Origin of the sequence: Burkholderia sp. R-40, from assembly GCF_049942845.1 — a bacterium.
In the GTDB taxonomy this organism is placed as follows: Bacteria; Pseudomonadota; Gammaproteobacteria; order Burkholderiales; family Burkholderiaceae; genus Burkholderia; species Burkholderia ambifaria.
This window is the reverse complement of the sequence record NZ_CP187969.1, coordinates 728,432-751,009: the sequence shown is the minus strand read 5'-3', so window position 1 is coordinate 751,009 and position 22,578 is coordinate 728,432. Positions and strand designations below refer to the sequence as shown.

Annotated in this window: 18 protein-coding genes; 9 read left to right on the top strand and 9 right to left on the bottom strand. The window is 67.9% G+C overall.

Going from position 1 to position 22,578, the window contains the following annotated elements:
* Both pqqD and pqqC read right to left on the bottom strand, forming a co-directional pair.
* The gene (gene pqqD, locus ACP26O_RS32175; RefSeq protein ID WP_012372245.1) at window positions 1-282 is read right to left on the bottom strand and encodes a pyrroloquinoline quinone biosynthesis peptide chaperone PqqD; all 282 of its coding nucleotides are present in this window, start codon (window positions 280-282) and stop codon (window positions 1-3) included.
* On the bottom strand, window positions 279-998 hold the full coding sequence (gene pqqC, locus ACP26O_RS32170) for a pyrroloquinoline-quinone synthase PqqC (RefSeq protein ID WP_126224319.1): 720 nt from the start codon (window positions 996-998) through the stop codon (window positions 279-281). Before pqqC ends, pqqD begins: the two co-directional genes overlap by 4 nt.
* Window positions 999-1,090: 92 nt before the next feature.
* On the opposite strand from pqqC, the gene ACP26O_RS32165 reads away from it, so the two are divergent.
* A complete protein-coding gene (locus ACP26O_RS32165) occupies window positions 1,091-2,143 on the top strand; it encodes an RNA-guided endonuclease InsQ/TnpB family protein (RefSeq protein ID WP_175665823.1) in 1,053 nt (350 codons plus the stop codon).
* Window positions 2,144-2,162: 19 nt separating this feature from the next.
* On the opposite strand, the gene pqqB is transcribed toward ACP26O_RS32165, so the two are convergent.
* From pqqB to ACP26O_RS32150, 3 genes are all read right to left on the bottom strand, one after another.
* Complete coding sequence (pqqB, locus tag ACP26O_RS32160; RefSeq protein WP_011661040.1) at window positions 2,163-3,086, bottom strand: pyrroloquinoline quinone biosynthesis protein PqqB; 924 nt, start codon at window positions 3,084-3,086, stop codon at window positions 2,163-2,165.
* Between the two features lie 64 nt (window positions 3,087-3,150).
* Window positions 3,151-3,225, bottom strand: a complete 75-nt coding sequence (gene pqqA, locus ACP26O_RS32155) for a pyrroloquinoline quinone precursor peptide PqqA (protein ID WP_006410019.1) — start codon at window positions 3,223-3,225, stop codon at window positions 3,151-3,153.
* 292 nt (window positions 3,226-3,517) lie between these two features.
* Window positions 3,518-5,527 (bottom strand): sigma-54-dependent Fis family transcriptional regulator, encoded by a 2,010-nt coding sequence (locus ACP26O_RS32150; protein WP_426356416.1) that lies wholly within the window; start codon window positions 5,525-5,527, stop codon window positions 3,518-3,520.
* Window positions 5,528-5,903: 376 nt separating this feature from the next.
* On the opposite strand from ACP26O_RS32150, the gene ACP26O_RS32145 reads away from it, so the two are divergent.
* The 5 genes from ACP26O_RS32145 (at window position 5,904) to ACP26O_RS32125 (ending at window position 13,041) form a co-directional block, all read left to right on the top strand.
* Window positions 5,904-6,908, top strand: a complete 1,005-nt coding sequence (locus tag ACP26O_RS32145) for an alpha/beta fold hydrolase (RefSeq protein WP_175665825.1) — start codon at window positions 5,904-5,906, stop codon at window positions 6,906-6,908.
* A 780-nt stretch (window positions 6,909-7,688) separates the two neighbouring features.
* Window positions 7,689-9,416 carry a methanol/ethanol family PQQ-dependent dehydrogenase gene (locus tag ACP26O_RS32140; protein ID WP_175665826.1) on the top strand — a complete coding sequence of 576 codons (1,728 nt, stop codon included), beginning with the start codon at window positions 7,689-7,691 and terminating at the stop codon, window positions 9,414-9,416.
* A gap of 75 nt (window positions 9,417-9,491) precedes the next feature.
* Window positions 9,492-10,766, top strand: a complete 1,275-nt coding sequence (locus ACP26O_RS32135) for a c-type cytochrome (RefSeq protein ID WP_175665827.1) — start codon at window positions 9,492-9,494, stop codon at window positions 10,764-10,766.
* A gap of 75 nt (window positions 10,767-10,841) precedes the next feature.
* Window positions 10,842-11,159 carry a high-potential iron-sulfur protein gene (locus ACP26O_RS32130; protein WP_105830906.1) on the top strand — a complete coding sequence of 106 codons (318 nt, stop codon included), beginning with the start codon at window positions 10,842-10,844 and terminating at the stop codon, window positions 11,157-11,159.
* A 16-nt stretch (window positions 11,160-11,175) separates the two neighbouring features.
* Entirely contained in the window at window positions 11,176-13,041 is a 1,866-nt protein-coding gene (locus ACP26O_RS32125) for a sigma-70 family RNA polymerase sigma factor (protein WP_175724022.1), read from the top strand.
* Between the two features lie 32 nt (window positions 13,042-13,073).
* On the opposite strand, the gene ACP26O_RS32120 is transcribed toward ACP26O_RS32125, so the two are convergent.
* Entirely contained in the window at window positions 13,074-13,316 is a 243-nt protein-coding gene (locus tag ACP26O_RS32120) for a hypothetical protein (RefSeq protein ID WP_175665828.1), read from the bottom strand.
* On the opposite strand from ACP26O_RS32120, the gene acs reads away from it, so the two are divergent.
* The 3 genes from acs (at window position 13,294) to proP (ending at window position 18,640) form a co-directional block, all read left to right on the top strand.
* A complete protein-coding gene (gene acs, locus ACP26O_RS32115) occupies window positions 13,294-15,288 on the top strand; it encodes an acetate--CoA ligase (protein WP_426284484.1) in 1,995 nt (664 codons plus the stop codon). The two genes, ACP26O_RS32120 and acs, sit on opposite strands and share 23 nt — an antisense overlap.
* Window positions 15,289-15,516: 228 nt before the next feature.
* Entirely contained in the window at window positions 15,517-16,584 is a 1,068-nt protein-coding gene (locus ACP26O_RS32110) for a porin (RefSeq protein WP_175666301.1), read from the top strand.
* 586 nt (window positions 16,585-17,170) lie between these two features.
* Window positions 17,171-18,640 carry a glycine betaine/L-proline transporter ProP gene (gene proP / locus ACP26O_RS32105; protein ID WP_426356415.1) on the top strand — a complete coding sequence of 490 codons (1,470 nt, stop codon included), beginning with the start codon at window positions 17,171-17,173 and terminating at the stop codon, window positions 18,638-18,640.
* Window positions 18,641-18,734: 94 nt separating this feature from the next.
* Here proP and ACP26O_RS32100 read toward each other — a convergent pair whose 3' ends face one another.
* The 3 genes from ACP26O_RS32100 to ACP26O_RS32090 form a co-directional block, all read right to left on the bottom strand.
* The gene (locus ACP26O_RS32100) at window positions 18,735-19,559 is read right to left on the bottom strand and encodes an alpha/beta fold hydrolase (RefSeq protein ID WP_175666303.1); all 825 of its coding nucleotides are present in this window, start codon (window positions 19,557-19,559) and stop codon (window positions 18,735-18,737) included.
* A 185-nt stretch (window positions 19,560-19,744) separates the two neighbouring features.
* Window positions 19,745-21,304: a methyl-accepting chemotaxis protein gene (locus ACP26O_RS32095; RefSeq protein ID WP_426356414.1), complete on the bottom strand. Its 1,560-nt coding sequence runs from the start codon at window positions 21,302-21,304 to the stop codon at window positions 19,745-19,747.
* 84 nt (window positions 21,305-21,388) lie between these two features.
* On the bottom strand, window positions 21,389-22,480 hold the full coding sequence (locus ACP26O_RS32090) for a lactonase family protein (protein ID WP_175666305.1): 1,092 nt from the start codon (window positions 22,478-22,480) through the stop codon (window positions 21,389-21,391).
* Window positions 22,481-22,578 lie beyond the last annotated feature (98 nt).

Below are 22,578 nucleotides of genomic sequence, written 5' to 3'. Positions count from 1 at the left end.
TCAGTCGAGCCAGCCGCGCAGTCGCGCATGATCGAGGAAGCGGTAGACGTCCGACGCGAGGTCCGACGTGCTGAACAGCCGCTCGAGTTCGTCGATGATGTCGTCGAGCTCGCGCGTGCCGTCGCAGCGCGCGAGGATCTCGCCCGCGCTCGGGTTGAGCCGGACCATGCCTTCCGGATACAGGAGCACGTACGCATCCTGGGCCGCCTCCCACTGCAGGCGGTACATGCCCCTCAGCGAGGGGCGCAGCGGCACGCCGCTGACGACGTCGTTGGAGTTCATGCGGGGTATGCCTTTTCAATCGCATCGAGAATCGACCACAGCACATCCAGCTTGAACGACAGGATGTCGAGCGCGCGCCGTTGCGCGTCCGGTGTCGTGAAATGGTTCAGCGTCACCGCGAGCCCGTGCTCGACGTCACGCTGCGCGAGCGGCACGCGGCTGCGGAAATACTGCAGCCCGTCCGCCTCGATCCACGGATAGTGGGACGGCCAGCCCGCGAGCCGGTCGAGATGGATCTGCGGCGCGAACATCTCGGTCAGCGACGAGCACACGGCTTCCTGCCACGGCGCATGCCGCGCGAAATTGACGTACGCGTCCACCGCGAACCGCACGCCGGGCAGCACGTGCACGAGCGACCACAGTTCCGCACGCTCGATGCCGACCGCTTCGCCGAGGCGAGCCCATGCCTCGATCCCGCCTTCCTGCCCGCCGTGACCATCGTGATCGAGAATCCGCTCGACCCACAGCCGGCGCGTCTCGCGGTCCGGGCAATTGGACAGGATCGCCGCGTCCTTCAGCGGAATGCTGATCTGGTAGTAGAAGCGGTTCGCGACCCAGCCGCGGATCTGCTCGGGCGAGCACGCGCCGGTATTCAGGCGCCGATTGAACGGGTGATGGATGTGGTAGCGCGATTCGAGCGCGCGCAAGCGCGCCTCGAACTCCTGCGCACTCCAGGGCGTCGCGTGCAGCGCCGCGGCGGGAATCGGTGCGTTCATCAGAATTTGCTCCGAGAAACCCCGCCATCGATGGCGGGAAGGAAAGGAGTGCTGTTGACAGGCAGCTTCTTCCACGGGTTAGGATCACCGGCATGATTCTTGTCTACCGCTACCGGGTGAAGTCGCTCAACGGACTGCTTAACAAGCAGAGCCGAGCGGTGAACTACGTCTGGAACTTCTGCAATGACACGCAGAAGCACGCGCTCAAGTGGAGCAAGAAGTGGCCGACGGGATTCGATCTGAACGTGCTGACGACCGGCAGCAGCAAGGCGCTCGGCATTCACTCCGGCACAGTCAATGCAACGTGCGAGCAATATGCGAAGTCGCGCAGTCAGCACCGTCGGCCCTACCTGCGCTATCGCGGCAGGAAGTCGCTTGGCTGGGTGCCGCTGAAGGGGCGTGACCTGAAGCGCGAAGGTGATGCGTTTCGCTTCGCTGGCAACACCTTTCGCGTGTTCAATAGCCGCCCACTTCCTGAAGGCAAGATCAAGGACGGAACTAACTTCGCACAGGATGCGCGCGGCAATTGGTTTCTCAACATCGTGATGGAGATGCCCGATGTTCAGGCCCGCCCGATCCGTTCGGGTGTCGGCATCGATCTCGGTCTGAAAGACTTCGCCACACTTTCGACCGGCGAGAAGCTGCCCAATGATCAGTTCGGTCGACGCGCGGCGGAAAAGCTGGCGAAAGCGCAACGGGCGCGAAAGCACAAGCGGCATATCGCGAAGTTGCACGCCAAGGTCGCGAATGCCCGTGCCGATTTCCAGCACAAGCTCGCGCTCGATCTGGTGCGGCGTTTCGATTACATCGCGGTCGGCAACGTGTCGGCCGCGAAGCTCGCCAGAACCAGGATGGCGAAGAGCGTCTACGACGCATCCTGGTCGTCCTTCCGAAGCAAACTCCGTTACAAGGCGATCGCGCACGGGGCCACGTTCGAGGAAGTCGACGAAAGCGGTTCTACCCAGTCCTGTTCGTCGTGCGGGTCGAAAGACAGCACGACGCGGCCGAAAGGTATCGCGGGACTGCGAATAAGAGAGTGGGCCTGCGATGGCTGTGGTGTCGTGCATGATCGTGATATCAACGCTGCGCTGAACATTCTCCGATGCGGACGTGCATCGCCGGGTGTGGGAATCACCTGCCTTTAGGCGGGTGAGGACGTCAAGGTCAGATCTCGATTTGCATGCCGTCGTGGGCGACCTCGATCCCGTGCTCGCGCAACTGCGCACGCTGCGCGGAACCGGGGTCGAGAATCGGATTCGTGTTGTTGATGTGCGTGAGCACCTTGCGCGTATGCGCGGGCAATGGCCGCAGCCGATCGATCATCCCGGGCTGCGCCGCGTCGCCGCACTGCGCGAGATGGCCCATCTCGGCCGCGTGTTTCGACGACAGGCCGAGGTCGATCATTTCCGTGCCGGTCCAGAACGTGCCGTCCACCAGCACGAGATCGGCGTCGCGCATCGCGGCGCGCACGTCGTCGTCGACGTCGGCGAGCCCCGGTGCGTAGAATGCCTGGCGGCCCGTGGCCGTATCTTCGATCAGGAGTGCGATGTTGTCGCCGGGAACGGCCGCCGCACGCCGCGGCGAATAAGGCGGCGGCTTGCTGTCGACGGGCACGGCGGTGAAGCGGATGCCGCCGGCGCCGGGAATCGCGAACGGTTCGCCCGGCGCGATCGGGTGGACGTCGACGCCGCAGTAGTGGCCGAGCAGCGGCACGAGCGGCAGCCCCGTCGACAAATCGTCGAGCACGGGGGCGCTCGCGTACAGCGGCAACGGCGACGTGCGCTCGCGCAGCATCAGCAAGCCCGTCACGTGATCGATCTGCGCGTCGCACAGCACGACGGCAACGATCGCGCTGTCGCGGATCGCGCGGGCCGGCTGCAGGTCGGGATCGGCGCGCAGCTGCGCGAGGATGTCCGGCGACGCGTTCACCAGCACCCAGTCGACGCCGTCGCCGCTGACCGCGATCGACGATTGGGTGCGCGGCACGATGCCGTCGGTGCCGGCCCGCGCGCGACGGCAGTTGCCGCAATTGCAGTTCCATTGCGGCAATCCGCCGCCGGCGCCCGAGCCGAGTATCTTGATCTTCATCTGCGTATGCTCCCGGTGCCGCCCGCATCGTGTCCGTCGATGCGGGCGGCACTGCGCGCGTCGATCAGCGGTTGGCGATGTACATCGTGATTTCGAAGCCGAAACGCAGGTCGGTATAAGCCGGCGTGGTCCACTGCATGATGTGTCTCCTTGTTCAGTTGGTGAGTCGATAACAACCGCATCGATCGAGCGGCCGATACCTATTCAGCAAGGAGCATGCCGGGGCGCGATTTGCGTCGCGCGGCGGCGCGCGAGGGCATGCGGCAGCCGCCGCGTGGTCACGCCACCGACATTCTTTCTATTTCCATACAACGTAATTTCATCAACCTTGCTCGGACGGTTTGCTGCATGTGTGTCCGGTTGAGCAGGTGTTGAATCCTTGAACACCGGGTGTTGCAACCTGACACACCCGTGTGACACTCGCGCCACCGTCAGCGCTCGTCGGATTCCACCACATCGGGCCCGGCGGCCGGCATCTTGCGGTAGATCGTGTTGCGCGACACGCCGAGCGCGCGCGCGGCGGCCGACACGTTGCCGCCATGGCGGGCCAGCGCGGCCGCAATCGCGGACGCGGCCACGTCCTGCAACCGCGCATCGCAGGCCGCGAACGCGGGCGCTGACGCTGGCGCGGCGAGCGGCGGCGGCGCGCAGGCGCCTTGTTCCGCCGGCCCGTCGTCGCGCCGCACGTCGTCGAAGAAGTCGTCCGGCAAATGCTCGCAGCGGATCTCGCAGTCGTCGTCGACCATCGCGGCCGCCGTACGCAGCAGGTTCGCGAGCTGCCGGAAATTGCCCGGCCACGCGCAGCGCTCGAACAGCGCCATCACGTCGGGCGCGACGCTCAACGGCCGGCGCCCGGGCCCCGACAGCGTTTCCCGTTGCAGCATCTTCTGGACGACCACCGCGAGATCCGTGCGGTCGCGCAGCGGCGGCAGGCGCACGACGAGGCCGTTGAGCCGGTAATACAGGTCCTCGCGAAAACGGTTCTGCGCGATCATGTCGCGCAGGTCGCGATGCGTCGCGCAGATGATCGCGATGTCGACGCCGATCGCCTTCGTCGACCCGAGCGGATTGACGATGCGCTCCTGCAGCACGCGCAGCAGCCTGACTTGAAGCGGATACGGCATGTCACCGATTTCGTCGAGAAACAGCGTGCCGCCGTTCGCCTGCAGCAGCTTGCCGGTCGCGCCCTTGCGGCGCGCGCCGGTGAACGCCCCTTCCTCGTAGCCGAACAGCTCGGATTCGATCAGCGTCTCCGGAATCGATGCGCAGTTGACGGCAACGAACGGCCCGTCTCGACGCGGCGACTCCTTGTGCAGCGCACGCGCTAGCCATTCCTTGCCGGTGCCGGTCTCGCCGGTGATCAGCACCGGAATGTCCTTGCCGATCACCTTGCGGACCTTCGCGATCACCGCCGCCACCTGCGGATCGCCGGTGTCGAGATAGCTGAGCCGCGACAGGTTCGCCGCGCCTTGCGCAGCGGGCGGCCGCGCGGCCGGCGTGGCGCCGTCGTGCACTTCGGCGGGCCGGCTGCCCTCGGCCCGCATCGCGCGGCGGAACTGCACGCGCGCGCAGACCACCGCGCCGTTGCCGAGGTTCAGCGACACGTGCGGCTCGGTGCTTGCGCGCATCCGGTCGATCAGCTGCGCGCTCGTCACGTCGAACAGCGACGCGAGCGTATGCGCGCGCAGCGCGGCGAGCGGCATCCCGAGCTGGAACTGCGCGCTGCGGTTGGCCGACAGGAAGCGGCCGTCCGCGGTGAACGCGACGATCCCTTCCATCAAGGTGCCGAGGAATTCGGGGCGGCCGTGGAACGACACCTGCAGCGTCTCCTGGAAGGTCGTCGTGAACAGGTGGTTCTCGATCATCTGCACCGACATCTTCGCGAGCGCCATCGTGTGCTGGTGATAGCTGCGGTGGTCGCCCGTCACGTCGAGCACGCCGATCGCGTCGCCGTACGGATCGAGGATCGGCACGCTCGAGCAGGTCAGGAAATGGTTCGCGGCCAGGAAGTGCTGGTCGCCGTGCACGACCATCGGGCACAGCTCCGCGAGCGCGGTGCCGATCGCGTTGGTGCCTTGCCGGTTCTCCGCCCAGTTCGCGCCGGGGCGCAGCGCGACGCGTTCCGCGCGCCGCAGGAAATCGTCGTCGCCGATCGAATGCAGGATCAACCCTTCCGCATCGGTCAGCACGATCATGCTTTGGGTATTGACGATCTGCTCGTGCAGCGTCTCCATCACGGGCATCGCATGCACGCACAGCACGCGGTTCTGCTCGCGCTTGAGCGACAGCGCGGCGCCGGACAGCAGGTCGTAGTCGGGACGTGCCGACGCCTGCAGGCCGAACGTCTCCGACCGCTCATGGGACTTCTGGATCGTCGGCGTCGGCCAGCCGGGCGCATGCGTGGCCCGTGCGTTGGCCGTCGGATGAACGTCATCGCGCATTGTCTCCTCCGGGGATCCTTCCGGTCGCTGCCGGACTGTTTGTCCTGAATCAAGCAAACTTCGGGCCACGGTGGCTATGCTGCTCCAGCCGTGCGTCGTGGATCGCTGCCTCGATGCCCAATGAAAGCAAGATGCAAGCAAGCGCCCGGCGCTCGCGACGACTGCCGACGTGAGAGGCATTGCGAATGCGGATGCACCCGTCGCCGTTACCGGATGATTCCGATCGTCGTCGCTGGCGCGATTCTGGCTTTGATGTCGGTCAAGCCACGGCTGGTTCGTGGTCCCCTGCCGCATCGGTCATTACCCTGATTCCGACGCCCCCGACGCCTCGACGACATGACGGCATGACGCACCGACGCCCTAACGCTCTGATGACATGACGCGCCGACCACACCGACCGCGCCGCGCTACTTCCGCCTCCCCGTCCGCCCTGTCCCGCGACGCATGCCGGATCGCGTGGACCGAAGTCGGCAATCCGCGCGGGCAGCCCGTCGTCGTGCTGCACGGCGGCCCCGGCAGCGGCAGCCGACCGGCAGCGGTGCTGCATTTGTTCGATCTGACGCGGACGCGCGTCGTGCTGGTCGACCAGCGCGGCGCGGGGGCGTCGACGCCGCGCGGCGGCCTGCGTCACAACAACACGATGCGACTGATCGGCGACCTCGACGCGTTGCGCGCGCAGCTCGGCATCGCGCGCTGGGGTGTCGTCGGCGGATCGTGGGGCGCGGCGCTCGCGCTCGCGTATGCGGGACGGCATCCATCGCGCGTGACCGGCGTCGTGCTGCGTGGGTTGTTCCTCACGTCGACGCGCGAAGCGCGCGGCCTGTTCATCGGTGCACGCGCGCGGGCACCTCGGGAATGGCAGCGCCTGACCGCTGCCGCCGGCACAACGCGGGCCGATCGCCTGATCGGCTGCTGCGCGCGGCGTCTGCAGCCGGGCGCCGGCGCGGCGCGGCAACGCGCGCTCGCGCTCGCATGGAGCGCGTATGAAGACGCGATCCTGACCGGGCGGCCTGCACGCGGGGCGCGCCCGACCCAACGCACCGTCGACCGGCTGATCGACAAATACCGGATCCAGGCGCATTACCTGCAACGTGCGTGCTGGCTCGGCGAGCGCCGGCTGCTCGCGCTGGCGCGAGAGGCCGCACGGGCCGGCGTGCCGTTGCATGCCGTGCACGGCACGCGCGACCGTGTATGCCCGGTCGACAACGTCGACCGTCTCGCGCGCGCTGTGCCGGCCGCCATCGTCGAACGCGTGCGGGCCGGGCATTTAGCGAGCGACGCTGCGCTCGCGCATGGCGTCGCGCGCGCTGTGCGTGAAATGCTAACCGCCGCCGCGGACGCACCACCGCATGCCGGATCGCCCGCTCAGTCCCATGCATAGCGCGCGCCGGACGACGAAGCGGCGCTCCGACGCATCGGTCTCCTTCATCTCCATGTCGCCTCTCGCCATTTATTTATGTCGTTATCCGTAACGACTCACGTATGGCAATCGACGCTGCTTTGATCGGCCGGAGCTACAGGCGGCATCGGAACGATCATCGCACTGTGTCATCGCACGCGATCGTTTGAGGTCGACAGCGGCAAGAAGCATACCGACACATGCACCGGCTAGCCGGCGGCATGCGGCCGCTGCCACGCGACGGCGCGCGGCGCGTCCCTATTGCTGTCCGTGTCACCGCAGTCGCACCTGTGTCGATCTGGATCAGTGACGCGGCAACCCGGTCGCCACGCACGCCTCGCGTGCACGGCCCAGAGCTGCCGGTAGCGTGCGCATCGTCGCCGGCACGACACCGTGCGCGCCCCCTGCGCTCCGTCGATGGCGATCGCGAGCGTTGCGCCGCACGTGCACGCCTCCAAAGACCGCACCGAACGAACACGCACCATCGCACGCGATGCGCAGCGCATCACCATCAACCCACTGTCATGTTTCGCAACACTCCGCCCGCGACTGTCCCCGAACGCAACACCCGCGGATCGCCCGCGCTGCGCCGCATGCGACACCACCGCGCGTCCAATCGGCCGCTACGCCTTGCGTGGCAACGCTTCCGCCGCAATGGCATGCGATTTGCGTGACTGGCTGCGCACTGGACCCGGATCCCCACCCTTGCCGGCCCGGCCATGAGTTGGCCGCGGTGCGACCACAATGACTCAGGAGACAACCATGAAAAAACTCTCGGCTTCGACGCGCCGACTGGCAACGATCGGAATCGCGGCAGCCGTCGCCATCGCCTTGAATCCCGGCCTCGTGGACGCCGCCGCCGATTATCCGGCCGTCACGTACCAGCGCCTCACGGACGCGCAACGCGATCCCGGCTGGCTCACCTACTACCGCACGTACAACGGCCAGTCGCATTCGCCGCTCAAGCAGATCGACCCGTCGAACGTGAAGCAGCTCACGCAGGCGTGGAGCTACAAGTTTCCGGCCCAGTTGAAGCAGGGTTTCGAAGCCACGCCGATCGTCAACGGCCGCTACCTGTTCGTGACCACGCCGAAGGACAACGTATACGCGTTCGACGCGGCCACCGGCGCGCAGCTGTGGAAATACGAACCGAAGCTCGGCGCGGAGTCGTTCAAGACGGCCTGCTGCGACGTCGTGAACCGCGGCGTCGCGCTGTACGGCAAGAACGTCTACGTCGCGATGCTGAGCGGCGAAGTGGCCGCGCTCGATGCGCAGACCGGCGCGCTCGTGTGGAAGACGCAGATGTTCGAGCCGGGCCTCGGCTACTCGTTCTCGCTCGCGCCGCTCGCGATCGACGGCGCGATCGTGGTCGGCAGCTCAGGCGGCGAGTACGGCGCGCGCGGCTTCATCGCCGCGTTGAGCCCGAACGACGGCGCGCTGCTGTGGAAGCGCTACACGATCCCCGGCCAGGGCGAGAAGCACGCCGATACCTGGCCCGACGGCATGCAGGCGCACGGCGGCGCACCGGCCTGGCTGACCGGCACCTACGACGCGGCGACGCGCACGCTGTACTGGGGCGTCGGCAACCCGGGGCCGTGGCTCGCGGACCTGCGCCCGGGCGACAACCTGTACTCCGATTCGCTGCTCGCGCTGGACCCGAAGAACGGCGACCTCAAGTGGCACTATCAGTACACGAAGCACGACACATGGGACTACGACGGCGTCAACACGCCGGTGCTCGCGACGATCAAGTACAAGGGCAAGGAACACGACGCGATCATCCACGCGGACCGCAACGGCTATTTCCACGCGATCGATCGCGACACCGGCAAGCTGATCTATGCGGAACCGTTCGTGAAGGCGACCTCGGTCACCGGCTACACGGAAGACGGCGCGCCGATCCAGGATCCCGCGAAGTATCCGAAGGTCGGCACGACGATCGACACGTGCCCGAGCTTCCTCGGCGGCAAGAACTGGTGGTCGGTGTCGTACGACCCGCAACGTCATCTCGCGATCGTGCCGACGCTGCATGCGTGCATGAGCCTGTCGGGCAAGTCGGTCAACTACATGGAAGGGCTGCCGTATCTCGGCGAAGGCTTCGAGATCAAGCCCGAGCCGGGCAGCGAAGGCTACGGCGAACTCCAGGCGATCGACGTGAACACCGGCAAGAAGGTATGGAGCCACTGGAGCAAGCTGCCGTGGAACGGCGGCGTCGCGACGACCGCGAGCGGCCTCGCGTTCAGCGGCTCGCTGGACGGCCACCTGTACGCGTTCGACGTGTCGACCGGCAAGGTGCTGTGGGAAAGCCCGAAGCTGGCGAGCGGGATCATCGCGCAGCCGTCGGTGTTTGAAGTCGATGGCAAGGAGTACGTAGCGGTACTGGCCGGCTACGGCGGCGCGAACCCGATCTGGGGCGGCCCGATGGCCAAGGCGGCGGACGACGTGCCGCGCGGCGGCACGCTGTACGTATTCGCCCTCGACCGCGGTTGATCTCCACCCGGCCAACCGTATTGCGCCCGCGCCGACGGCGCGGGTGCCTCCCCCGTTTCCAACCGAGCGACGATCATGAACCTTCCACTTTCCCGTCTCGCCGTGGCCTGTGCGCTCGCGGCAGGCACGGCGCTGCTCCCGGTGCCGTCCACGGCCGCGACGCCGGTGCGCGTCTGCTCGCTGCCCGGCACGCCGACGGCCGCGCTCGACAAGGCCATCGCCCGTGACGTGTTCCGCGCAGCCGGCATCGCCGCCACGTTCTCCGCGCACGACGCGGGCGGCAGCGACGACGACGGCGTGTCCGCGCACGAGCTCGCCGGCATGCTCGAACGCGATTGCGACGTGCTCGCCGGCTTCCCGCGCTCGGCGATCGCCGATGCATCCGATACGAAGCTGCTGTTCTCGCAGGGCTACCTGCGCTCGGGCTACGTGAGCGTCACGCGCCGCGACGCCGGCACGCCGACGGCCGGCCGCGAAATCGTCGCGGCCACCTATGCGAGCCCCGCGCAGCTGATCGCGGTCCAGCAGAAGGACGCGCGCTTTGATCTCGAGAACACGTCCGAGCAAACCGTCGACGCGGTCGCCCGCGGCCGCGCGCATCGCGCGATCGTCTGGTATCCGGCGGTCGTCGCGTATCAGGCCACGCATCCGAAGCAGGCGTTCCGCATCGGCGCGACGTCGTCGCCGTATGCCGAGTGGCAGCTCACGTTCGCGTTCGCACCGCGCTCGGCCGCGCTGCAGCAGCGTATCGACGCGGCCCTCACGCAGATGAAGAACAACGGCCGGCTCGCCGCGCTGACCCGCAAGTGGGCACTGCCCGGCAGCGCGCTCGAGGCGCACGAGTCGCACGAATCGCGCACGCCGGCGCGCTTCCTCGACGGCGCGACGGCCGCCGGCGGCCGTCAATCGGGCGGCCTCCTGCGCGCGCGCAACGCGACTGCCGGCGGCGGCTTCATCCGCGTCGCCGCGGGCGCCGGCGACCCCGCACCCGCGTTCGACGCCGCACAGGCCGCGCACGGCAAGGAACTCTACGGCAATGCGTGTGCGAAGTGCCACGGCGCCGACCTCGAAGGCAACACCGCGCCCGCGTTGAGCGGCACGTCGTTCGCACCGCTGTCGCATTCGCACCTGACGATCGGCGGCGTGTTCGGCTACATGGCGACCAACATGCCGGCCGACCAGCCCGGCAAGCTCAAGGACGAGGACTACGCGGACCTGATGGCCTTCCTGCTCGCGTCGAACGGCTATATCGCCAGCAAGAACAAGCTGACGGCCGATGCCGCACGCGCGTCGACGGCGCCGCTCATCGCCGGCCCCGCCGCCCACAAGGACGCGAACGCGAGCCAGTAACACCGGGCAAGCGGCTCCGCCACGCAATGCGGGCCGCGCCCTTCCCCACGATTTCATCTTGACCAGGACACGACCGTGACGCACTCCACTTCCCGCAGAACCTTCATCGTCAACACCATCGGCCTGTGCGCCGCGCTCGCCGCCGGGCGCACCGCCTATGCGGCGCCGCCGCTCGTCGACGAGAACGACGCCACCGCGAAGACGCTCGGCTATCGCGCGCATGCGTCCAGCGTCGACCCCGCGCAGTTCCCGAAATACCAGGCCGGCCAGCGCTGCTCGAACTGCCGCTTCTACAAGGGCGAGGCGGCCGATGCGAGCGGCACGTGCCCGATGTTCGGCGGCAAGTCGGTCGCAGCGGACGGCTGGTGCAACGTGTATGCGAAGCGCGCGTGACGCGGCGCGCGACGGGATGCCAGCGCGGCACGCGGTGGTGCCCGCAGCCGGCCGCGACGATGGCACAGCGCCGCACGCCGTCGCGCACCTCCACGCGCTGATCGCGACCGGCCTGTCGCGCGGCTTCGTCACGCGCGGCGACATCATCGACGCACTGCCCGACGACGATGCGAATGACAGCGGCGTCGATGCGGTGGCGGCGGTGCTCGGCGAACTCGGCATCGCAGTGTGCGACAGCGCCGACACCGCGAGCGGCTGGACGCTCGAGCGCTACTTCCGGCCTGCGCCGCCCACGCGCGCATGGGCCGACGGCGCCGGCGCGCTCGCCACGGCCGACCTGCTCGCGCCGCGCACGACCGATCCGGTCCGGTTGTATCTGCGCGAGATGGGCACGACGCCGCTCCTCACGCGCGACGAGGAGTTCGCGTATGCGCGACGGATCGAGCGTGGCCGCGCCGCGTCGGCCGCGGTGCTGTGCGGCGATCCCGATGCGCTCGACGCGCTCGTGTCGATTCGCGTCGAGATCGCGCAATGCCGGACCGCCGCGTCGACCTATGTGATCTTTCTCGACGACGGCCCGCGCGACGACACGTCGGCCGATCAGGCCGAGGCTGGCACGTCGGCCACCGCCGCCGGCGAACCCGCGCGCGACGACGATACGGAGGCCGATACGCAGACCGAGGATTCGAGCTGGCGCGACGCGGTGGTGGCGCGGCTCGCACGCATCGATGCGCTTGCGCACGGCATGCGCGCGGCACTGGCGTCCGGCGGCAGCGCTTGCGCCGCGTATCGCTCGCACGTACGCGACGCCGCGGCACTGCTCCGCACATTGGGCTTGTCCGCCCGCGCGCTCGAACGGATGAGCGAGCCGCTACGCGGCCGCGCACGCCGGCACCGCGCGTTGCGCGGCCGACTGGAGCGGATGCTGGCCGACGTGGGTGTCCCGCCGTCGTTCGCGCACGCGGCCGACGACGATCACGCCGGCTGGCTCGCATCATGCATCGCCGCACACCCGGCCTGCGCGTCGACGCTGACGAGACGGGCGGCCGAGTTCGTCGATGCACGCGACGCGATCCTGCGCGCGGCCCCCGCATCGGAACTACCGCCCGGCGCGACCGCGTCGCTCGATGCACGGCTCGGCGCGATCGAGCGCGCGATGCAGCCGGCGAAGGCGGGTTTGTTCGATGCGAACCTGCGACTCGTCGTGTCGATCGCGAAGCGCTATCCGGATCGCGGCCTACCGTTCGCGGACCTGATCCAGGAAGGCAACATCGGACTGCTGAAAGCCATCGAGCGCTACGACTACCGGCGCGGTTTCCGGTTCTCGACTTACGCGACCTGGTGGATCCGGCAGGCGATCACGCATGCACTCGCCGACCTCGGCCGCACGATCCGCGTGCCGACGCATACGGTTGACGCGCTGAACAAGCTGTCGCGGCTCGCGCGCGAGCATCGTCAGCGCGCGGGCACGGCGGCGACGCCGGCCGAACTGGCCGTCCACATGGGCGAGCCGGTCGACAAGGTGCGCGACCTGATGGCCATCGTGAAGGAACCGGTATCGGCCGACGTGCCGGTCTCGCCGGAGGGCGACATGACGTTCGCCGACGTCGCGCCGGACACGTCGAGGCCTTCTCCCGAAGACGCGGCCGGCGCCACGCAGTTGCGCCGCACGATCGCTGCCGTGATCGACCGGCTGCCGCCGCGCGAGGCGATGGTGCTCAAGCTGCGCTACGGATTGCACACGGACGAAGGCTGCTCGCTGCGCGACATCGGCCGCCAGCTGAACCTGTCCGCGGAACGCGTGCGGCAGATCGAGGCGTCGGCGCTCGCCCGCCTTCGTGCGTCCGACACGCTCGGTCTGCTCCGGTCGTTCATCGCGTAGTACTCGAGCGGCATCGCGGGCGGCGCTCGTCGCTAATCCCACGCCGTGTTGAAGCCTGCAACACGTCTGCTGCATTTCGACGCAAGCGGCAAGCCGACAGGTACACCGGCCGTTCCCTTCATCATTGCTTTGCAGTGCAGATCGAACGACAGCAGCAGCATAGGAGCCCGCACACAAGCCATTCCGGCCGAATATTCAAGCGATTGGCATGCAAGTTGCGTTTCAACCGTCAGGCCACACACTACGAATTCCATGGAGAACACCTTGACCGCCATCGTATCGATCCTTCAGGAACGCCGGATCTTCGAACCGACGGCCGACACGCGCGAGCGCGCGACCATTTCCGGCATGCCGGCCTACGAGGCACTCGCCGCCGAAGCCGAACGCGATTACGAGGGCTTCTGGGCGCGTCTCGCCCGCGAAGGCCTTTCGTGGCACAAGCCGTTCACGAAGGTGCTCGACGAGAGCGACGCACCGTTCTACAAGTGGTTCGACGACGGCGAACTCAACGCGTCGTACAACTGCCTCGACCGTCACGTCGAAGCCGGCAACGGCGAGCGCGTCGCGGTGATCTTCGAGGCCGACGACGGCACCGTCACGCGCGTCACCTACGCCGATCTCCTCGCACGCGTGTCGCGCTTCGCGAATGCGCTGAAGAAACGCGGGATCGCGAAGGGAGACCGCGTCGTCATCTACATGCCGATGTCGATCGAAGGCATCGTCGCGATGCAGGCCTGCGCACGCATCGGCGCGACCCACTCGGTCGTGTTCGGCGGCTTCTCCGCGAAATCGCTGAACGAGCGGCTCGTCGACGTCGGCGCGGTCGCGCTGATCACCGCCGACGAGCAGGCGCGCGGCGGCAAGACGCTGCCGCTCAAGAGCATCGCCGATGAAGCGATCGCGATGGGCGGCTGCGAAGCGGTGAAGAGCGTGATCGTCTATCGCCGCACCGGCGGCAAGCTCGACTGGCACGCCGGGCGCGACCTGTGGATGCACGAACTCGCCCACGCCGAGTCCGACACGTGTGCGCCGGAATGGGTCGGCGCCGAGCATCCGCTGTTCATCCTGTATACGTCCGGCTCGACCGGCAAGCCGAAAGGCGTGCAGCACAGCACCGGCGGCTACCTGCTGTGGGCCGCGCAGACGATGAAGTGGACCTTCGACTGGAAGCCCACCGACGTCTTCTGGTGCACGGCCGACATCGGCTGGGTCACGGGCCACACGTACATCACGTACGGGCCGCTTGCGTGCGGCGGCACGCAGGTCGTGTTCGAGGGCGTGCCGACCTATCCGGACGCCGGGCGCTTCTGGAAGATGATCGGCGATCACAAGGTCACCGTGTTCTACACCGCGCCGACCGCGATCCGCTCGCTGATCAAGGCCGCCGAAGCCGACGACAAGGTGCACCCGAAGAGCCATGACCTGTCGAGCCTGCGCATCATCGGCACCGTCGGCGAGCCGATCAATCCGGAAGCGTGGATGTGGTACCACAAGCACGTCGGCCAGGAGCGCTGCCCGATCGTCGATACGTGGTGGCAGACCGAAACCGGCGGCCACATGATCACGCCGCTGCCGGGCGCGACGCCGACGGTGCCGGGTTCGTGCACGCTGCCGCTGCCGGGCATCATGGCCGCGGTGGTCGACGAGACCGGCCAGGACGTGCCGAACGGGCAAGGCGGGATCCTGGTCGTCAAGCGGCCGTGGCCGGCGATGATCCGCACGATCTGGGGCGACCCGGAGCGGTTCAAGAAAAGCTATTACCCGGAGGAACTCGGCGGCCGGTTGTATCTCGCCGGCGACGGCACGGTGCGCGACAAGGACACCGGCTACTTCACGATCATGGGCCGCATCGACGACGTGCTGAACGTGTCGGGCCATCGGCTCGGCACGATGGAGATCGAGTCGGCGCTGGTCTCGCATGAGCTGGTGGCGGAGGCGGCGGTGGTCGGCCGTCCGGACGACACGACGGGCGAGGCGGTGGTCGCGTTCGTGGTGCTGAAGCGTTCGCGTCCGGAAGGCGAGGAAGCGGCGGCGCTCGCGAAGACGTTGCGCGACTGGGTCGGCAAGCAGATCGGGCCGATCGCGAAGCCGAAGGACATCCGCTTCGGGGACAACCTGCCGAAGACGCGCTCGGGCAAGATCATGCGACGCCTGCTGCGCTCGCTCGCGAAGGGTGAGGCGATCACGCAGGACACGTCCACGCTCGAGAACCCGGCGATCCTCGATCAGCTCGGCCAGTCGCTCTGAATCGCGAGGGCGGCACCGGCTGCCCTCACCCAACTTCCTCGACGCACGCGCGTTCCGGCGCCCATCCGGGTCATGAACGCGTCGCGCGCGGCCGACACCCTGCCGCGCACGTGCGTCCCGCCGCGCCCCACCCTGCGTGCGCGGCCTGCACGACGGACCCCGCCATGCGCGGCGTCCGTCACATCCCTGTTCGATGCATGGACGTACAACAACACTGGAGACATCCCAATGAAAAACAGAATCGTGATCGGTTGCGCCGCGCTGGCGGGCGCGATGGCCAGTAGCAGCGCCTTCGCGCAAAGCAGCGTGACGCTGTACGGCAACCTCGACGCCGCCTTGCTGTACACGAGCAAGACGCTCGACGCCGCCACCGGCGCGAACGCCGGCCATCAGTTCGCGATGACCGATACCGGCATGACGCCGACGACCTTCGGGATGACCGGCACCGAGGATCTCGGCGGCGGCCTCAAGGCGAAATTCCAGCTCGAAAGCGGCTTTGCCGTCACCAACGGCGCGTTCGCCCATTCGAACGGCAACTTCTTCGGCCGCCAGGCGTGGGTCGGGCTCGACGGCGGCTTCGGCACGATCAAGGCTGGCGTGCAGTATTCGCCGTTCCTGCTCGCGATCTTCGATTCGGATCCGCGCAACTTCTCGCACTTCGGCAGCGGGCTGATCAACTACGTCGACAACGTGCTCGTGACGGGCCTGTTCAATCCGAACGCCGTGTCGTATACGAGCCCGACGATCGCCGGCCTTACCGGTAGCGCGATGTTCGCGTTCGGCGGCAAGGCCGGCGACTTCCAGGCCGGACGCCAGTATTCGGCGAGCGTCAAATACGAGCACGACGGCTTCATGATCAACGCCGCGTTCTACGACGGCAACGACGGCACCAACCCGACGCCGACGCCGAGCACCGTCGCGTTCGTCGGCCGCACGATCGGCGCCGCGTACCGGTTCGGCCCGGTCACCGCGAAGGCGTCGTTCGCGAGCTACAAGGTCGGCGGATCGTTCAGCAACAACGTGTACGGCGGCGGCCTCGACTACCAGGCGACGCCGGCGGTCGACCTGAACGGCGGCGTGTGGTTCACCAGCGACCGCAACGACACGGCCAATCACTCGCTGCTCGCGGCCATCGGCACGAGCTACAGCCTGTCGAAGGCCACCGCGCTGTACGCGCAGGTCGCGATGGTCAACAACCACGGCGCGATGAATACCGGGCTCGGGATCAACAACGCGCTTTACGCGGTCACCGGGACGACCGTCGGCGCAAACCTCGGGATTCGCCACCTGTTCTGATGTGCGCGGGCGGCGGTTGCCTTCGTCGAACTGCCGCCCTTCTGCCTTCGCAGTCCGAAGCATCGTGCCGCGCGTTCGTCGCGTTCGTCGCGTTCGTCGCGTTCGTCGCGTTCGTCGCGTTCGTCGCGTTCGTCGCGTTCGTCGCGTTCGTCGCGCGATGGCGCGATGGCGCGTCCGGATTCGGCGCAGCTTCCATCGCGCGTGCGAATCCGTGCATGACGTATCGGCCGCATCATGCCCGCACGATCGCACGACGCGACGCGCCCCTCGCGTCGCGGCTCCGGTATAGACCACCGTCGACGCTGCCCGGACCGCCGAACCCTTACCGGGCGCCGCCCGACGAGTTGCCCGCCTGCGCCATCCGTGTCGTTTACGACCGGTTTCCGGGCGCATGACCGATAGTCCGCTTTCCCCGTTTCTCTACACTGCTTTACACCAACACACCCTTGCCGGGTGTCGCGTGGCGCGCGCCGCGCCCTCGACATCACGGCGATCCAGAGACAACCGCCTTCGTCCCCGACGGTTCCGCGCCCGCCCCCCGTGCGCCCGCTCGGCCGGCCGCGAAGGCTCCTTCCAGGAGCGTTCCTTGAGTTCATCGCAAGCGCACCCCGCGAAAGCCCGGTCTTCGCGCAAGGCCCTGAAGCTGGACGACATCACGATCGTCGACCCGGCCGTCCTGAAACGCGCGGTCGGGGCCATGGCGTTCGGCAACGCGATGGAATGGTTCGACTTCGGCGTCTACAGCTATATCGCCGTCACGCTCGGCAAGGTGTTCTTCCCGTCGAGCAGCCCGTCCGCGCAGCTGCTCGCGACCTTCGGCACGTTCGCGGCCGCGTTCCTCGTGCGTCCGCTCGGCGGCATGGTGTTCGGCCCGCTCGGCGATCGCATCGGCCGCCAGCGCGTGCTCGCCGCCACGATGATCATGATGGCCGTCGGCACCTTCGCGATCGGCCTGATTCCCAGCTACGCGTCTATCGGCATCATGGCGCCCGTGCTGCTGCTCGTCGCCCGCCTCGTGCAGGGCTTCTCGACCGGCGGCGAATACGGCGGCGCCGCCACCTTCATCGCCGAGTTCTCGACCGACAAGCGCCGCGGCTTCATGGGCAGCTTCCTCGAGTTCGGCACGCTGATCGGCTACACGCTCGGCGCGGCCACTGTCGCGGTGCTGACAGCCACGCTGTCGCAGGAAGCACTGTTGTCGTGGGGCTGGCGCGTGCCGTTCTTCATCGCCGGGCCGCTCGGCCTCGTCGGCCTGTACGTGCGGCTCAAGCTCGAGGAAACGCCCGCGTTCAAGAAGGAAGCCGAATCGCGCGAAGCGGACGAACGAGCGCGCCCGAAGCAGTCGTTCGGCACGCTGCTCATCGAACAGTGGAGGCCGCTGCTGCAGTGCGTCGGCCTCGTGCTGATCTTCAACGTGACCGACTACATGGCGCTGTCGTATCTGCCGAACTACCTGTCGGCGACGCTGCACTTCAACGAGACGCACGGCCTCTTCATGGTGCTGATCGTGATGGTGCTGATGATGCCGATGACGCTCTACGCGGGCCATCTGTCCGATCGCGTCGGCCGCAAGCCGGTGATGATGGCCGGCTGCGTGGGTCTGCTCGTGCTGTCGATCCCGTCGATGATGCTGATTCATGCGGGCACCACCGCGTCGGTGTTCAGCGGTATGCTGATCTACGGCACGCTGCTGTCGACCTTCACCGGCGTGATGCCGTCCGCGCTGCCCGCGCTGTTCCCGACGCGCATCCGCTACGGCGCGCTCGCGATCGGCTTCAATGTGTCGGTGTCGCTGTTCGGCGGCACGACGCCGCTCGTCACCGCATGGCTCGTCGATCGCACCGGCGACCTGATGATGCCGGCCTACTACCTGATGGGGGCGTCGTTCATCGGCATCGTGTCGGTGCTCGCGCTGCGCGAAACCGCGCGGCGGCCGCTGCCCGGCTCCGCGCCGTGCGTCGCGAGCCGTGCGGAAGCGCAGGACCTGATTCGCCGCGGCGCGGACGAAGGCCGCGTGCGCGACCGCAAGTTCACGCCGATCGGCGAACGCGCGTAACACGCGTTACGCGCATCACGCCGGGCCGCATCACGCAGGCCCGCATCACACGACGCCGCGCGGGCATCCGCCGCCGGCGTCGCGCGCATGACGGTCAGCCCGCCGCGAGCTGCTGCTCGTCGAACCAGTCGAGCAGCATCCGCGTGACGAACGCGGGATTCTCCAGGTTCGAGATATGGCCGGCGTCCGGCACCAGCGCGTGGCGGCAGCCGATCACGCTCGCCATCTTCACCGTCTCGGACGGCGGGCGCGCCATGTCGCCCGCGCCGCACATCAGCAGCGTGCGTTCGCCGTCCAGGTCGGCGAGCGCGGCCAGCGTATCGGGTCTCCCGAAGATCAACCGGCCGAGCGGGGCGATCGATTCCCGCAGCCGGTCGGCCGGCAGCTTCGCGAGCGCCGCGCGAAACGCGCTCGGCACCGGGTCGGCCAGGTTCACGTCCGGCCGGAAGAACAGCGGCACGATCGCGTCGAGCAGCGGCGGCACGATGCTGCCGGCGGCCTCGATCGCATCGAGCATCGCGAAGTAGCGCAGCCGCGTCGCGTCGGGCTCGGCCTCGAGCGACGCATCCATCAGCACGAGCGAGCGCACGCGCCGCGGTTCGCGCAACGCGAGCCGCGCACCCCACATCCCGCCGACGCTGAGCCCGACGACTGCGCATTGCTCGATCTCCAGCGCATCGAGCAATGCGCTCGCGTGTGCGGCGAGATCGTCGAGCGTCTGCGTGCCGTCGGGCAGCGGGCCCGACGCGCCATGCCCCCACAGGTCCGGCACGATCACGCGATAGCGGCTGGACAACGCATCGATCTGCGGCGCCCACATCGCCGCGTCCCACAGATAGCTGTGCCCGAGCAGCACCGGAAAGCCGGTGCCGTGATCCTGGTAATGCAGTGTGCTGCCGTGAACGATTCGAGTGGGCATCGGGCCTCCGGATATGACGATGATTCGGCAGTCGCCCGCAAGCGGGCGCTGGGTCGGTGGCGCGTTTCAGGAAACGCGGCGCTGCGCATCATCGCACAGGTAGGTGACGATGCGGACGACCGATCGCCGTCCGGTTCGGGAGGCGACGCATGCGTGCGCGTCGTCGCAGCCCGGACGCTTCCCACTCACCGCCCCCGCGCAATCCGGAACACCGACATCGCGGCCTGCATCGAACCGGCCTGCTGCTCGAGCGCACTCGCGGCGGCACTCGCCTGTTCGACGAGCGCCGCGTTCTGCTGCGTCATCTGGTCCATCTGCGTGACCGCCTGGCCGACCTGGTCGATACCCGCACTCTGCTCGACGGTGGCCGTCGTGATCTCGGTCATGATCGTCGCCACGCGCCGCACCGACGACACGATCTCGTCCATCGCGCGCCCCGCCTGCGACACGAGCGCATTGCCGTCGCGCACGTCGTCGATCGACGCGCCGATCAACTGCCGGATCTCGCGCGCGGCGCCCGCGCTGCGCTGGGCGAGCGAGCGCACCTCGCCCGCGACCACCGCGAAGCCGCGCCCGTGCTCGCCCGCGCGCGCCGATTCGACCGCCGCGTTGAGCGCGAGGATGTTGGTCTGGAACGCGATGCCGTCGATCATCGCGGTGATCTCCGCGATCTTCTGCGAGCTCGTGTTGATCACGCCCATCATGTCGACGGCGCGGCCGACCAGTTCGCCGCCTTGCTGGGCTAGGTCCGCCGCGCTCGCGGCGAGCGTGCTCGCCTGCTGTGCGTTGTCGGCGTTCTGACGTACCGTCGACGTCAGCTGCTCCATGCTCGCGGCCGTTTCCTCGAGCGACGCGGATTGTTGTTCGGTGCGGCTAGACAGGTCGAGGTTGCCCGCGGCGATCTCGCGCGCGGCCGTGTGGATCGCGTCGCTGCTGTCGCGCATGCCGGTGACGGTCGTCGCGAGGCCGGCCTGCATCCGCTTCATCGCCGCGAACAACTGGCCGATTTCGTTGCGGCCGGCATCGGGCACGTTCACGGTCAGGTCGTTCGACGCGATCCGGTCGAGCAGCGCGGCCGCGTTCGCGAGCGGCCGCGACACGATCGCGCGCAACGCGAAGTGCGTCGCGGCGATCAGCGCGAGCGCCAGCGCGACACCGATGCCGACCATCGCGACGATGCGCGTGTACGCGGCGTTGTCGTCGTCGATCGTGTCTTCCGCCAGCTTGTTGGCCGTGCGCTGGAATTTCTCGACGTTCGCCGAATACACCTGGCCGGCAAGCGTGATTTCCTTGTCGTTGATCTCGGCATACGCGGCGGTATCGCCGTTGCGCAGCGCGTCACTCGCGCGGGCGAGGACGCCCGCGAGATGCGTCGACGATTCGACCAGCGCCTGCTTCAGGTCGGCACCAAGGCTGCCGATCGGCGCGGTGTCCTTGAACGCCTGCGTTTCCTTTGCCGACAGATCGAACGTGCGCTGCGCGCTTTGCAATGCCGAGTCGCGCTGCGCCGGATCGTTGTGTTCCTTCAGTGCCGAATACGCACGCACGAGCGCCGAGCGGGTACGCGTGCTGTCCTTGTACGCGTCGTTGACGAGCGACGTCTGCGTTGCGATCGCGTGCAGGCGCTTCGCGTTCGTGTTCGCGCTGCCGAGCGCAACGACCCCGACGATGCCGCCGACGATGATCATCGCTGCAAACGTGGCCAGCACGGCAAGCAAACTGTTTTTTACCTTCAGATCGCGCATGGTGAATCGACTCTCGAAGTTATCCCTAGTCGGTTAACGACAGCGGCCGGTTCAACTTGAGTCGATCGCGCTTCGTCGCGCGGATCAGTTCGTCCCGTCGTACGTGACGATCTCGACCCAGTTCGCGCCCTTGCCGACCGGATACTTGCCGATCGCGTCGAGGTGGCCGGTGTGCCGGTCGATCCGGTACACCGCGAGCGTCGGCGACAGTTGCCCGGCCGCGAGCAGATATGTGCCCGACGGATCGATCGCGAAGCCGCGCGGCTGCCGCTCGGTCGCGAACGTGCCGACTCGCGCGAGCTTGCCCGACGCCGCATCGACCCGGTACGCCGCGAGCGTGCTCGACGTGCGCTCCGACGCGTAGAGGAATTTGCCGTCCGGCGTCAGGTGCAGGTCCGCGCCCCACGGCTTGTCGCCATGAAAATCCGGCGGCAGGATCGACACCGTCTGAATCGGCCGCGCCTCGGCGCCGCCATGCGACAGCGCCAGCACGTGCAGCTTGCCGTCGAGCTCGTCGATCAGGTATGCGAACCGACCGTTCGACGAAAACACGAAATGACGCGGGCCCGACTTCTCCGGCAGCCGGTACGCGGGCTCGGCCGTGTCGGTCAGCGTGCCGGTCGACGCATCGAACGGCAGGCGCAGCCATGCATCGGCACCGAGCACCGACGCGAATGCATAGCGGCCGTCCGGCGACTGGCGGATCGCATGCGCCATCGGGCCGGTCTTAATCGTCTGCTGCACGTCGCCGGCCACGCCGTTCTCGCCGATCCGGTTGACCGCGAGCAGGTTGCCGCCGTACGACGCGGAGAACAGGTAGCGGCCCGACGCATCGGTCGACACATACGCCATGCTGTCCGCGAGCGGCGCGCGGCCCAGCTCGATCAGCCGCCCGTCGAGCGGATTGATCGCGAAGCTGACGACGCGATATGGCGTCGAGCGCAGCGCCGCGTACAGCCGGTGATGATCGGGCGACAACGCCATCGGCATCACGGTGCCGTCGACCGGCACGGTTTCGATCGCGCGCAGCGCGCCGGTCGACGTGTCGACGCCGAACACCGAGATGTCGCGGCTGTCGCCGTTCGATACGTACGCATACGTCGCGGCATGCGCGAGCGATGCGGCCAGCGCGAATGCGGCGGCGGCGAGGGCGCGCCATGCTGTGTTGTGGTTCATGGGGATGGATACGCTATCCGTGATACGCGATACGTGAAAAACACCGTTGACGTGATGACGGCGCCGGAGGTCGTCCGGCGCCGCGACAGACAAGGCCT